The sequence below is a fragment of the Bacillus cereus genome (assembly GCF_007678085.1).
Taxonomy (GTDB): Bacteria; Bacillota; Bacilli; order Bacillales; family Bacillaceae_G; genus Bacillus_A; species Bacillus_A cereus_BE.
In genome coordinates this window covers 437,909-451,184 of sequence record NZ_VEDW01000004.1, presented here as the reverse complement: position 1 = coordinate 451,184, position 13,276 = coordinate 437,909, and the positions used below count along the sequence as shown (strand labels likewise).

The window sequence follows — 13,276 nt, the reverse complement described above, 5'->3', positions numbered from 1 at the left end:
GAGGTGAAGAGTTATGAAATTACGTGCAAACCGTGTAGGCGAGCAAATGAAAAAAGAATTAGGCGACATCATCAGTCGTAAAATTAAAGATCCACGTGTCGGATTTGTTACAGTAACAGATGTACAAGTGAGTGGGGATTTACAAATTGCTACAGTATATATTTCTGTTTTAGGTGATGAAGAACAGAAAGAAAGTACGTTAAAAGGTTTAGCGAAGGCAAAAGGCTTCATTCGTTCAGAAATTGGCCAACGTATTCGTCTTCGTAAAACACCAGAAATTTCCTTTGAATTTGATGAGTCTATCGGATATGGTCATCGAATTGATACACTTTTACATCAAATTAATAAAGACGGTAAACGTGAAGAATAATGGATAGACATTTGTCTATCCATTTTTTCAATGCAAAATAAATTTTGGATAATTACTATGAAAGAATTATGATGAGGTGAACATATATGGAAGGTGTAGTATTATTACATAAGCCAAAAGGCATGACATCACATGATTGTGTATTTAAATTAAGAAAGATATTGCGTGAGAAACGAATTGGTCATACAGGAACATTAGATCCAGATGTAACAGGAGTATTACCTATTTGTGTGGGACGAGCAACGAAGATTGCACAATTTTTAACAAGTGAGACGAAAACATATGAAGGTGAAGTAACACTTGGATTTTCAACAACAACTGAAGATGCTTCGGGTGAAGTTGTTGAAACGAAAAATGTAGATCGTGTTATTACTCGTAAGGAAGTAGAAGGGGCTCTTGCTGCATTAACAGGTACGATTGAACAAATGCCTCCGATGTTTTCAGCTGTAAAAGTTAACGGAAAAAAATTATATGAATATGCAAGAGCAGGACAAGAAGTTGAACGTCCAGTTCGTACAATTACAATTCATGAATTTGTATTACTAGATGACCGTGAAGTGTTTGAGGGGGAAAATATTTCATTCCGTTTCCGTGTAACGTGCAGTAAAGGAACATATGTAAGGACGTTAGCAGTAATGATTGGTGAAAAACTTGGCTTTCCATCACATATGTCTCACCTTGTAAGAACAGCTTCTGGAGAATTTTTATTAGAAGATTGCATATCATTTGAAGAAATTGAAGAAAACGTGCAAAATGAAACAGTAGAGTCTATCTTCATTTCAATTGATGAAGCGTTAAGTAAGTTCCCGAAAATGGTTGTAGATGAAAAGCAAGCAGAGAAAATAAAGAATGGTATGTTCTTAAAAAATGAATTGCAAATAACGGCGCCATTTATAACAGTGTTTGATAAAAATGATCGCTGCCTTGCAATTTATGAGCACCATCCAAAACACCCTGGTATGCTAAAGCCGATGAAAGTACTTGTGAATAATCAAGAACTAAAGCTATAATGAATTATTGGAAGGATTATTACAGAAAAAGGTGAATTCAAGCGTGAAACTTATTCATTTAACTCATCCACATGAACAAAATAAATTAGAATTACCACCTACTGTAATGGCATTAGGATTTTTTGATGGCATTCATTTAGGACATCAATGTGTGATTCGAACTGCGAAACAAATAGCGGATGAACGGGGATATAAAAGTGCAGTGATGACATTTTATCCGCATCCATCTGTTGTTTTAGGAAAAAAGGAAGCGCATGCGGAGTATATTACACCAATGTGTGATAAAGAAAAAATAGTCGAAAACTTAGGAATCGATATATTATATGTTATTAAATTTGATGAATCGTTTGCAGGCTTATTGCCACAACAATTTGTAGATGATTATATTATTGGTTTAAATGTAAAGCATGTAGTAGCAGGGTTTGATTATTCATATGGACGTTTAGGAAAAGGAAAGATGGAGACTTTACCATTTCATGCAAGAGGGGAGTTTACACAGACTGTGATTGAAAAAGTTGAATTTCAAGAAGAGAAAGTAAGTTCTACAGCATTACGAAAGTTAATTCGAAATGGCGAAATGGAACAAATTCCATCTATTTTAGGTAGAGCATATACAGTAGGGGGAACGGTTGTACACGGTGATAAGCGTGGACGTCAAATTGGTTTTCCTACAGCTAATGTAGGTTTAAGTGATGAGTATCTATTACCACCTGTAGGGGTTTATGCAGTGAGATTAAAAGTTCACGATGAATGGTACGATGGTGTATGTAATATTGGCTATAAACCAACTTTTAAAGAAGATGAGCGTCAATTATCTATTGAAGTGCATTTATTTGAATTTAACAAAGACATATACGATCAAAATGTTACAGTAGAATGGCATATGCGTATAAGAGAAGAAAAGAAATTCAATGGCATCGATGAGTTGGTTGAACAAATCGCAAAAGATAAGAAAACAGCACAAGAATATTTTGCGAACGAAAAGAATATACTTGCTTTTTCAAATGAAAAGTAGTATTCTATGTTATGTACTTTATGACAACCATTGCTTGGCATTGCGACTCACCGACGCTTGCTAGGTAATTGGGGGTTTAATTAATAGGAGGTGAAATAGGATGGCTTTAACACAAGAGCGTAAAAATGAAATCATTGCACAATTTAGAACTCATGAGACTGATACTGGTTCTCCAGAGGTTCAAATTGCTGTCCTAACGGAGCAAATTAACACTCTAAACGAGCACTTACGTACTCACAAGAAAGATCATCATTCACGTCGTGGTCTATTAAAGATGGTTGGTAAACGTCGTAACTTACTAACTTACCTTCGTAATAGCGATATCACACGTTACCGTGAATTAATCACAAAGCTTGGCTTACGTCGATAGTCAAAGAAGCGGGAATATTCCCGCTTTTTTGTTAGGTAAAAATATATCTTCTACTCTTTATAGCTTACCTCATTTTCGGTAATACTAGAGGTAGAATATTGTGATATACTATCCATTTACATAGAAGAATTGAATACTTAAATTGAGAGGGGTACTTAAATGAGTCAAGAAAAGCAAGTCTTCTCGATAGATTTAGCTGGTCGCCAGCTAACAGTTGAAACAGGTCAGCTTGCAAAGCAAGCGAACGGAGCAGTATTAGTAAGATATGGCGATACAGCGGTTCTATCTACAGCAACTGCATCAAAAGAAGCAAAAAATGTAGATTTCTTCCCACTTACAGTAAACTATGAAGAGCGTTTATATGCAGTCGGAAAAATTCCTGGCGGTTTCATTAAACGTGAAGGTCGTCCGAGTGAAAAAGCAATTTTGGCAAGTCGTTTAATCGACCGTCCAATTCGTCCACTTTTCGCAGATGGTTTCCGTAACGAAGTACAAGTTGTCAGCATTGTAATGAGTGTTGATCAAGATTGTTCTTCTGAAATGGCAGCTATGCTTGGTTCTTCATTAGCGTTATCGATTTCAGATATTCCATTTGAAGGCCCAATCGCGGGTGCAACAGTTGGTCGTATTAACGGCGAATTCGTTATTAATCCAACAGTAGAACAGCAAGAACAAAGTGATATTCACCTTGTTGTAGCTGGTACGAAAGATGCAATTAACATGGTTGAAGCAGGAGCAGATCAAGTGCCTGAAGAAACAATGTTAGAAGCGATTATGTTTGGACATGATGAAATTAAACGTCTAATTGCATTCCAAGAAGAGATTGTACAAGCTGTAGGTAAAGAGAAGTCAGAAGTGAAACTTTATGAAGTTGACGCTGATCTTAATCAAGCTGTACGTGAAATGTCTGAGAAGGATATGCATTCTGCAATTCAAGTACATGAGAAACATGCACGTGAAGATGCAATTAACGAAGTGAAAAAGCGTGTAATTGAGCATTACGAAGCGCAGGAAGCTGACGCTGATACATTAGGACAAGTAAATGAGATTTTATATAAAATTGTAAAAGAAGAAGTACGTCGTCTTATTACAGTTGAAAAAATCCGCCCAGATGGTCGTAAAGGTGACGAAATCCGTCCATTAGCATCAGAGGTTGGCATATTATCTCGTACACACGGTTCTGGTTTGTTCACACGTGGACAAACACAAGCATTAAGTATTTGTACATTAGGTGCATTAGGCGATGTGCAAATTTTAGATGGTCTTGGTGTAGAAGAATCAAAACGCTTTATGCACCATTACAATTTCCCATCATTTAGTGTTGGTGAAACAAGACCGATGCGTGGACCAGGTCGTCGTGAAATTGGTCACGGTGCACTAGGAGAACGTGCTCTTGAGCCTGTAATTCCATCTGAAAAAGATTTCCCATACACAGTACGTCTTGTATCTGAAGTTTTAGAATCAAATGGTTCTACTTCACAAGCAAGTATTTGTGGTAGTACTTTAGCAATGATGGATGCTGGTGTTCCACTTAAAGCTCCAGTTGCAGGTATTGCAATGGGTCTAGTTAAAACTGGTGAGCATTACACAATTTTATCTGATATTCAAGGTATGGAAGATCATTTAGGTGATATGGACTTTAAAGTAGCAGGTACAGCACAAGGTGTAACTGCACTGCAAATGGACATTAAAATCGATGGTCTATCTCGTGAAATTTTAGAAGAGGCATTACAACAAGCGAAAGTTGGTCGTGTGCACATTCTAAATCATATGTTATCTGTTATTGCAGAGCCACGTACTGAATTATCAGCTTACGCTCCAAAAATTATTACAATGACTATTAACCCAGATAAAATCCGTGACGTTATCGGACCGAGCGGTAAACAAATCAATAAAATTATTGAAGAAACTGGCGTTAAAATTGACATCGAGCAAGATGGTACAGTATTCATTTCTTCAATAAATCAAGAAATGAATGATAAAGCTAAGAAAATTATCGAAGATATCGTTCGCGAAGTACAAGTAGGTGAAATCTACGAAGGAAAAGTGAAACGTGTTGAGAAATTCGGTGCTTTCGTTGAATTATTCAGCGGTAAAGATGGATTAGTTCACATTTCAGAGCTTGCACTTGAGCGTGTAGGTAAAGTAGAAGACGTTGTGAAAATCGGTGATGTAATTACAGTTAAAGTTATCGAGATTGACAAACAAGGTCGTGTGAATCTATCTAGAAAAGTATTGCTAAAAGAAGAGCAAGAAAAAGAAGCTGCTAAAGAAGAAAACAAACAAGAGCAGCAATAAGTAAAAGCCAGTTAAACTGGCTTTTTTTGTTATGTAAAAAATATGATTTACATATATTTTTATGTCAGTATAGGTATAGTTTTCATTATAACGCTCAAATTAACAAAGATAAGAAGAAAAATGGTTTTTATATAGTTAATGGGAGGGTTTATATGAAAGCTCGTATATTGGCATACATATGTATATTCTTGTTATATGTCAGTGTAGGCTCTTATTCCGTTTTTGCACAGGATAACTTGTATGAAGAAATTCAAAAACATGCAAAACAATATGAGATTGCACCTCAAAATGCGATGATTGATAAGATATGGAAATCAACACCCGGATATAATGGAAGACAAGTTGATATCGAATCATCTTATAATAGTATGAAGAAACTAAAGAAATTTGATCAAAAACATCTTGAATTCAAGGAAGTATCACCGAGTGTCCACCTAGAAGATTTATCACCAGCCCCAATTTATAGGGGACACCCAAATAAAAAGATGGTGGGCTTAACAATAAATGTGGCGTGGGGAAACGAGTATTTGCCACGTATATTAGAAATATTGAAAAAACATGATGTGAAGGCGACTTTCTTTTTAGAAGGACGTTGGGTGAAAGAAAATTTACGATTTGCAAAAATGATTGTCGATGCAAATCAAGAAGTCGGAAATCATTCTTACACACACCCTAATATGAAAACGTTATCTTCTGATGAAATACGAGATCAGTTACAAAAAACAAATCAAATTATCGAAGCAGCTACGAATCAAAAGGTGAGATGGTTTGCTCCGCCGAGTGGAAGTTTTCGGGATGAAGTCGTGAAAATTGCAGATGATTTCCAAATGGGAACGATTATGTGGACTGTCGATACAATCGATTGGAAGCGACCGGATCCAGATGTACTATTGCAGAGAGTAATGAGAAAAATACATCCAGGTGCTATCGTATTAATGCATCCAACTTCATCTACAGCAGAAGCATTAGATACAATGATAACAAAATTGAAGGAACAAGGATATAAAGTAGGGAATATAACAGAATTACTGGATGAAAAACGTGTGGATTAAATACATTTGCATGACATTCATCCTTAAACTTGTTATCATTAAATAATAGCACTTATTTAGAGAAACTGGCAGTAGGAGGAAAGTTTTTGATTAAAAAATATACTTGTAAAAATGGTGTAAGAATAGTTATGGAGAATATACCAACCGTAAGATCGGTTGCGATTGGTATTTGGATCCATGCGGGATCAAGAAATGAAAATGAAAAAAATAACGGGATTTCTCACTTTTTAGAGCATATGTTCTTTAAAGGGACGGAAACACGTAGTGCACGCGAAATTGCAGAATCATTTGATAGCATTGGTGGGCAAGTGAATGCCTTTACTTCAAAAGAATACACTTGTTACTATGCAAAAGTGCTAGATGAGCATGCTAAATATGCTTTAGATGTATTAGCAGACATGTTCTTTAATTCAACATTTGATGAAGAAGAACTGAAAAAAGAGAAGAATGTCGTATGTGAAGAAATTAAAATGTACGAAGATGCTCCAGATGATATTGTACATGATATGTTAACGAAAGCAACATATGAAACACATCCGCTTGGGTATCCTATTTTAGGAACAGAAGAAACACTTGATACGTTTACAGGTGATACACTACGCCAATATATAAAAGATCATTACACACCTGAAAATGTAGTTGTTTCAGTTGCAGGAAATATTGATGAAGCCTTCTTACAAACGGTAGAGCAATATTTCGGTAGTTATGAAGGAACAACAAACCGTGAACAAGTACATAGTCCAATTTTCCATTTTAATAAGGTAGCACGTAAAAAGGAAACAGAACAAGCTCATTTATGTTTAGGATATAAAGGCTTACAAATGGGACACGAAGATATTTATAACTTAATTGTATTAAATAACGTTTTAGGCGGTAGTATGAGTAGCCGTTTATTCCAAGAAGTACGTGAGCAACGCGGGTTAGCCTACTCAGTATTTTCTTACCATTCTTCTTATGAAGATACAGGTATGTTAACACTGTATGGTGGAACAGGTAGCCAACAATTAGATACACTGTATGAAACAATGCAAGAAACATTAGAAACATTGAAAAATACAGGTATTACAGAAAAAGAACTTATTAATAGCAAAGAGCAATTAAAAGGAAACTTAATGTTAAGTTTAGAAAGTACGAATAGTCGTATGAGCCGTAATGGTAAAAATGAATTGCTTCTTCGTAAGCACCGTTCACTTGATGAAATTATTGAAAGTGTAAATACTGTAACAAAAGAAAATGTAGATGGGTTAATTCGTAACATGTTTACAGATGAATTCTCTGCAGCATTAATTAGTCCAGATGGAAAACTTCCAAAAGGAATAAAACTATAATTGCTTTATATGAAGTATGTAAAAATAACCGTATCTCTTTTAAATGAGATACGGTTATTTTTTTTTGATGTACAGAATAGGTACTAATTATGGATAACTTAAATGGATAATTTGTAAGGGGGAAAGCGTATGCGATTAAGTGAATTAAGCGGTAAAGAGATTGTAAATTTAGAAAGAGCCGAAAAAATGGGAGTTTTAGGATATGTGGATTTAGAGATTGATGAGAAGGATGGCCAAATACAGGCTCTTATCATACCTGCTGGGAAATGGGTAGGTTTTAAAAAGGAACCACAAGAAATAAGAGTAGGGTGGAGCCAAATTAAAAAAGTAGGGCATGATATGATCCTTTGTGATATTACGGATCGTTCAAATTCGAAGTGAAAGATGGCCATTTTGGTCATCTTTTTTTGTTCATTCCATTCTGAGTATTAGTTTATATTAATTGAGATTTTGAGCCGGGGGTCTTTTGCATACAAAGAGCTGGATAAATCATACGTGCTTTTTGTTTTTCAATCACCTAAAACTCGTACATTACATATGATGTGGAGGAAAAAGAAAAAGTAGGCACTTTTCTTATAAATGACAGAAAAAGAAGGTGAATTAGGGAATGTTGACTGAGATGCATATTGCTGTCATAGGAGGAGATGCAAGACAGCTAGAAGTAATTCGCAAGCTAGTTGAATTGGATGCGAAACTTTCATTGATAGGGTTTGATCAGTTAGATCATGGCTTCACAGGGGCAGCAAAAGAAAGTATACAAAATTTAGATTTCACTTCTGTAGATGCAATTATTTTGCCAGTTGCAGGTACAAATGCCAAGGGAGAAGTAGATACTATTTTTTCAAACGAAAAAGTTTCTATAACGAAAGAACAAATTGAAAAGACACCAGAACATTTTACTATATATTCAGGTATTGGTACGCCTTACTTGGAAAATCTCGTATCTACTACAAACCGCAAACTCATTAAATTATTTGATCGTGATGATGTGGCAATCTACAATTCTATTCCAACTGTAGAAGGTACATTAATGATGGTAATTCAACATACCGACTATACGATTCATGGTTCTAATGTAATGGTTTTAGGATTTGGTAGAACAGGGATGAGTGTTGCCAGAGCATTTCAATCATTAGGAGCCCATGTCAAAGTTGGAGCAAGACGATCGGAACATATTGCACGTATTACAGAGATGATGTTTTCTCCTTTTCATATGCAAAACATTGAGAAAGAAGTAGGAAATATCGATATTGTCATTAATACAATCCCGCATCTCGTCGTGACAGCGAATGTCATTTCAAAAATGCCAGCTCATACGTTAGTAATTGATTTAGCTTCTAAACCAGGCGGTACCGACTTTAGATACGCGGAGAAAAGAGGAGTAAAAGCATTGTTAGCACCTGGGTTACCAGGTATTGTTGCTCCAAAAACAGCAGGACAAATTTTAGCGAACGTTCTTTCTCAGCTACTAGCAGAAGACGTAATAGCAAGAAAGGAGAATGGGGAATGAATTTAAAAGGGAAAAGAATAGGGTTTGGTTTTACTGGTTCACATTGTACGTACGAGGAAGTAATGCCTCATTTAGAAAAGTTAATTGCTGAGGGAGCAGAAGTACGTCCCGTTGTTTCTTACACTGTTCAATCAACAAATACGAGATTTGGAGAAGGAGCAGAGTGGATTAAAAAGATTGAAGAAGTAACAGGCTTTAAAGCAATTAATTCAATCGTTGGCGCAGAACCACTAGGACCTAAAATTCCACTAGATTGCATGGTAATTGCACCACTAACAGGAAATTCTATGAGTAAATTTGCAAATGCAATGACAGACTCTCCTGTACTAATGGCAGCGAAAGCGACATTAAGAAATGGCAAGCCTGTCGTATTGGCTGTTTCGACGAATGATGCTTTAGGGCTTAATGGGGTAAATCTCATGCGCCTAATGGCAACAAAAAACATCTACTTCGTTCCATTCGGTCAAGATGCACCAGAGAAAAAACCGAACTCAATGGTAGCTCGTATGGAGCTATTGGAAGATACAGTATTAGAAGCGCTGCAAGGGAAGCAATTGCAACCGGTTGTCGTAGAAAAATTCAGATATATGAATTAAAAAACGAAAAAAAACGGACAATTTTTGATGAAACCATCATTCTTACTGTAGAATATGATAAAATTAACGTTATTAAGATTAGAAGGGGTATTGTATACTCCTTCTGATTCTAAGTTATAGAAGGATTGGTATCTAGAAAGGGGCATAGTGATGGAAAAGCAAAAAACTTTTCATGTCGCTGTAGTTGGAGCAACCGGCGCAGTTGGTGAACAAATGTTAAATACTTTAGAGAAACGAGAATTTCCAATTGGGAAGTTAACGTTACTTTCATCTAAACGATCTGCAGGTAAGAAACTTGTATTTAAAGGCGAAGAATTTACAGTTCAAGAGGCAACTCCTGAAAGTTTTGAAGGAGTAGATATCGCATTATTTAGTGCTGGTGGATCTGTATCAAAACAATTAGCGCCAGAAGCAGCAAAGCGCGGTGCGATTGTTGTTGATAATACAAGTGCATTCCGTATGACAGAAAACGTGCCACTTGTTGTACCTGAAGTAAATGAAAACGACTTAAAAGAACATAATGGTATTATTGCAAATCCAAACTGTTCTACAATTCAAATGGTAGTAGCTCTTGAGCCAGTTCGTCAGCAATATGGTTTAAAACGAGTAATCGTTTCCACATATCAAGCTGTATCAGGTGCTGGTGCGGCAGCGATTGAAGAACTTCATGAACAATCACAAGCAATCTTAAATGGTGAAGAAGTGAAGGCAAATGTTTTACCTGTATCAGGTGATAAGAAACATTTCCAAATTGCTTTCAACGCGATTCCACAGATTGATAAATTCCAAGATAATGGATTTACGTTTGAAGAAATGAAAATGATTAATGAAACGAAAAAAATTATGCATATGCCTGAATTAGAAGTAGCGGCAACATGTGTACGTTTACCAGTTGTATCAGGTCACTCTGAGTCTGTTTACATTGAAGTAGAAAAAGAAGGCGTAACAGTAGAAGAATTCAAGAGCTTACTTGCAAATGCGGAAGGTATCGTTCTGCAAGATAACCCAGAAGAGCAGTTATACCCAATGCCAGCTACTGCAGTAGGTAAAAACGAAGTATTCGTTGGAAGAATCCGTAAAGATTTAAATAACGATAAAGGATTCCATCTTTGGGTCGTATCTGATAACTTATTAAAAGGCGCTGCATGGAATTCTGTTCAAATTGCAGAGCGCTTAGTAAAATTACAATTAGTGTAAACGGCTAAGAGAAGGTGCAAAATATGAAAATTATTGTTCAAAAATTTGGTGGCACATCCGTACGTGATGAAAATGGACGTAAGCATGCGCTTCATCATATAAAAAAATCGCTAGATGCGGGTTATAAAGTAGTTACTGTCGTATCTGCTATGGGCCGTAAAGGTGAACCATATGCAACTGATACTTTGTTAAGTCTTGTAAATCAAGAGGAATCTCACATTTCTAATCGTGAGCAAGATTTATTATTATCATGCGGAGAGTTAATCTCAGCAATCGTCTTCTCTAACATGTTAAATGAGAACGGTATAAAAGCAGCAGCGCTAAATGGTGCACAAGCTGGTTTTGTCACAAATGATGATTTTACAAATGCTAAGATTATTGAAATGAATTGCGATCGTATACATGAAGAATTAGAAAATATAGATGTAATCGTCGTTACAGGATTCCAAGGGCAAACGAAAAAAGGTGATACGACAACACTTGGACGCGGAGGTAGCGATACTTCAGCTTCAGCGTTAGGTGTTGCGCTTCATGCTGAATATATCGATATCTTCACAGATGTAGAAGGTGTTATGACTGCGGATCCTCGTATTGTAAAAGATGCACGTCATCTTCAAACAGTAACGTATAACGAAATTTGTAACATGGCTTACCAAGGTGCAAAAGTCGTTCATCCACGTGCAGTTGAAATTGCGATGCATGCCAAAGTACCACTTCGTGTACGTTCTACGTATTCTGATAGTGAAGGTACGCTTATTTCAGCATCGGACGGTGCTACAAAAGGCCGTGATGTAGAAGAACGTCCTGTTACAGGTATCGCTCATGTGTCAAATGTGACGCAAATTAAAGTGCTTGCAAAAGAAACAGCATATGATTTGCAGCAGCATGTGTTTAAAGAAATGGCGAATGAAGGAATCAGTGTCGATTTAATTAACATTTCACCTACTGGGGTAGCTTATACAGTGAGTGATAGTGTATCAAGTCGTGCAGTTGAATTATTAAAAAACCTTGGATATGAGCCAATTGTGACAGAGCATTGTGCAAAAGTATCTATTGTAGGAGCTGGAATGGCAGGATACCCAGGGGTTACTGCGAAAATCGTTACAGCTTTAGCGGAAAAAGGTATTCAAATTCTGCAATCGGCGGATAGTCATACGACAATTTGGGTTCTTGTAAAAGAAACGGATTTAGTGGAGGCTGTAAATGCATTACATAGTGCGTTTGAGCTTTCAAAAGAAAAGCAACTGGAACAATAAGGAGTGAGACCATGATAGATTTTGGGACAATTGCAACCGCGATGGTAACTCCGTTTGATAAAAACGGAAATATCGATTTTGCAAAGACAACGAAATTGGTAAATTATTTAATAGATAACGGTACAACAGCAATCGTGGTAGGAGGAACGACAGGAGAATCTCCTACATTAACTTCAGAAGAAAAAGTAGCGTTATATCGCCATGTCGTATCTGTTGTCGATAAAAGGGTGCCCGTAATCGCTGGAACAGGTAGCAATAATACGCATGCTTCTATTGACTTAACTAAAAAGGCAACAGAAGTTGGTGTTGATGCAGTAATGCTAGTAGCACCGTATTATAACAAACCGAGTCAAGAAGGAATGTATCAGCACTTTAAAGCAATTGCTGAAAGCACGCCGCTTCCGGTTATGCTATATAACGTTCCAGGACGATCTATTGTACAAATCTCCGTTGATACAGTTGTTCGTTTATCAGAAATAGAAAACATTGTTGCGATTAAAGATGCAGGCGGCGATGTGTTAACAATGACAGAAATCATTGAAAAAACAGCGGACGACTTTGCAGTATACAGCGGTGATGACGGTTTAACGTTACCGGCTATGGCAGTTGGAGCGAAAGGTATCGTTTCTGTAGCATCTCATGTGATTGGAAATGAAATGCAAGAAATGATTGCAGCATTCCAAGCAGGAGAATTTAAAAAGGCGCAAAAATTACATCAATTACTTGTAAGAGTAACGGATTCATTATTTATGGCCCCAAGCCCAACGCCAGTAAAAACAGCGTTACAAATGGTTGGATTAGATGTAGGTTCTGTACGTTTACCACTTCTTCCATTAACAGAAGAAGAAAGAGTAACGTTACAATCTGTTATGCAATCTATCCCTCGTTAATAAAAAATGACCTAGTGTAGAACTAGGTCATTTTTTTATGGTAAGAAAATCATCCCCACTCTTTCTTACATATATGTGTTCTTATAAGATCATTAACCGTTTCTTCAGTATAAATTGCGACATGTATAAGAAAATAATCGTTCCCCATTAAATGAATCAAAAAACATAGTAATTATAGAATAAACATTTGTATAAACATAATAAACTATCGATTTTGTTTTTTAGAGAAATCCCTTCGAATATGACGTAATTCATAAAAAAACTTCATTCTATAAGTATTTTTGTTCGATTCTAGAAAAATAAGTCTTGAAAATCTATATTATGAAATAAATTTAGCGTATTTATGGCTATTTCTTTAAAAAAATATGGAATACAAAATCGGAT

The 13,276-nt window shown here is 36.3% G+C and carries 13 protein-coding genes; all 13 read left to right on the top strand.

Features of this window, described 5'->3' with window-relative positions:
• The first annotated feature begins 13 nt into the window (after positions 1-13).
• Positions 14-370, top strand: a complete 357-nt coding sequence (gene rbfA / locus FS742_RS19430; protein ID WP_000776445.1) for a 30S ribosome-binding factor RbfA — start codon at positions 14-16, stop codon at positions 368-370.
• Between the two features lie 86 nt (positions 371-456).
• Entirely contained in the window at positions 457-1,380 is a 924-nt protein-coding gene (gene truB, locus FS742_RS19425) for a tRNA pseudouridine(55) synthase TruB (RefSeq protein WP_144614507.1), read from the top strand.
• Between the two features lie 43 nt (positions 1,381-1,423).
• Positions 1,424-2,395, top strand: a complete 972-nt coding sequence (gene ribF / locus FS742_RS19420) for a bifunctional riboflavin kinase/FAD synthetase (protein WP_000766716.1) — start codon at positions 1,424-1,426, stop codon at positions 2,393-2,395.
• A 100-nt stretch (positions 2,396-2,495) separates the two neighbouring features.
• Positions 2,496-2,765 carry a 30S ribosomal protein S15 gene (gene rpsO, locus FS742_RS19415; protein ID WP_001229392.1) on the top strand — a complete coding sequence of 90 codons (270 nt, stop codon included), beginning with the start codon at positions 2,496-2,498 and terminating at the stop codon, positions 2,763-2,765.
• Between the two features lie 159 nt (positions 2,766-2,924).
• The gene (pnp, locus tag FS742_RS19410) at positions 2,925-5,063 is read left to right on the top strand and encodes a polyribonucleotide nucleotidyltransferase (protein ID WP_144614505.1); all 2,139 of its coding nucleotides are present in this window, start codon (positions 2,925-2,927) and stop codon (positions 5,061-5,063) included.
• 152 nt (positions 5,064-5,215) lie between these two features.
• The gene (locus FS742_RS19405) at positions 5,216-6,115 is read left to right on the top strand and encodes a polysaccharide deacetylase family protein (protein ID WP_144614503.1); all 900 of its coding nucleotides are present in this window, start codon (positions 5,216-5,218) and stop codon (positions 6,113-6,115) included.
• 86 nt (positions 6,116-6,201) lie between these two features.
• Positions 6,202-7,443, top strand: a complete 1,242-nt coding sequence (locus tag FS742_RS19400) for a M16 family metallopeptidase (RefSeq protein WP_000592989.1) — start codon at positions 6,202-6,204, stop codon at positions 7,441-7,443.
• 129 nt (positions 7,444-7,572) lie between these two features.
• Positions 7,573-7,824 carry a YlmC/YmxH family sporulation protein gene (locus FS742_RS19395; protein ID WP_144614501.1) on the top strand — a complete coding sequence of 84 codons (252 nt, stop codon included), beginning with the start codon at positions 7,573-7,575 and terminating at the stop codon, positions 7,822-7,824.
• Between the two features lie 226 nt (positions 7,825-8,050).
• Positions 8,051-8,953 carry a dipicolinic acid synthetase subunit A gene (gene dpaA / locus FS742_RS19390; protein ID WP_144614499.1) on the top strand — a complete coding sequence of 301 codons (903 nt, stop codon included), beginning with the start codon at positions 8,051-8,053 and terminating at the stop codon, positions 8,951-8,953.
• The gene (gene dpaB / locus FS742_RS19385; protein ID WP_001049480.1) at positions 8,950-9,549 is read left to right on the top strand and encodes a dipicolinate synthase subunit B; all 600 of its coding nucleotides are present in this window, start codon (positions 8,950-8,952) and stop codon (positions 9,547-9,549) included. Before dpaA ends, dpaB begins: the two co-directional genes overlap by 4 nt.
• A gap of 150 nt (positions 9,550-9,699) precedes the next feature.
• On the top strand, positions 9,700-10,746 hold the full coding sequence (asd, locus tag FS742_RS19380; protein ID WP_000414854.1) for an aspartate-semialdehyde dehydrogenase: 1,047 nt from the start codon (positions 9,700-9,702) through the stop codon (positions 10,744-10,746).
• Between the two features lie 23 nt (positions 10,747-10,769).
• Complete coding sequence (gene dapG / locus FS742_RS19375) at positions 10,770-12,002, top strand: aspartate kinase (RefSeq protein ID WP_144614497.1); 1,233 nt, start codon at positions 10,770-10,772, stop codon at positions 12,000-12,002.
• An 11-nt stretch (positions 12,003-12,013) separates the two neighbouring features.
• Complete coding sequence (gene dapA / locus FS742_RS19370; RefSeq protein WP_000564777.1) at positions 12,014-12,892, top strand: 4-hydroxy-tetrahydrodipicolinate synthase; 879 nt, start codon at positions 12,014-12,016, stop codon at positions 12,890-12,892.
• The last annotated feature ends 384 nt before the right edge of the window (positions 12,893-13,276 follow it).

Excerpts from the sequence above, each read along its gene's own strand:
- rbfA (WP_000776445.1), top strand. The coding sequence starts at position 14 with ATGAAATTACGTGCAAACCGTGTAGGCGAGCAAATGAAAAAAGAATTA.
- truB (WP_144614507.1), top strand. The coding sequence starts at position 457 with ATGGAAGGTGTAGTATTATTACATAAGCCAAAAGGCATGACATCACAT.
- rpsO (WP_001229392.1), top strand. The coding sequence starts at position 2,496 with ATGGCTTTAACACAAGAGCGTAAAAATGAAATCATTGCACAATTTAGA.
- pnp (WP_144614505.1), top strand. The coding sequence starts at position 2,925 with ATGAGTCAAGAAAAGCAAGTCTTCTCGATAGATTTAGCTGGTCGCCAG.
- FS742_RS19405 (WP_144614503.1), top strand. The coding sequence starts at position 5,216 with ATGAAAGCTCGTATATTGGCATACATATGTATATTCTTGTTATATGTC.
- FS742_RS19395 (WP_144614501.1), top strand. The coding sequence starts at position 7,573 with ATGCGATTAAGTGAATTAAGCGGTAAAGAGATTGTAAATTTAGAAAGA.
- dpaA (WP_144614499.1), top strand. The coding sequence starts at position 8,051 with ATGTTGACTGAGATGCATATTGCTGTCATAGGAGGAGATGCAAGACAG.
- dpaB (WP_001049480.1), top strand. The coding sequence starts at position 8,950 with ATGAATTTAAAAGGGAAAAGAATAGGGTTTGGTTTTACTGGTTCACAT.
- asd (WP_000414854.1), top strand. The coding sequence starts at position 9,700 with ATGGAAAAGCAAAAAACTTTTCATGTCGCTGTAGTTGGAGCAACCGGC.
- dapG (WP_144614497.1), top strand. The coding sequence starts at position 10,770 with ATGAAAATTATTGTTCAAAAATTTGGTGGCACATCCGTACGTGATGAA.
- dapA (WP_000564777.1), top strand. The coding sequence starts at position 12,014 with ATGATAGATTTTGGGACAATTGCAACCGCGATGGTAACTCCGTTTGAT.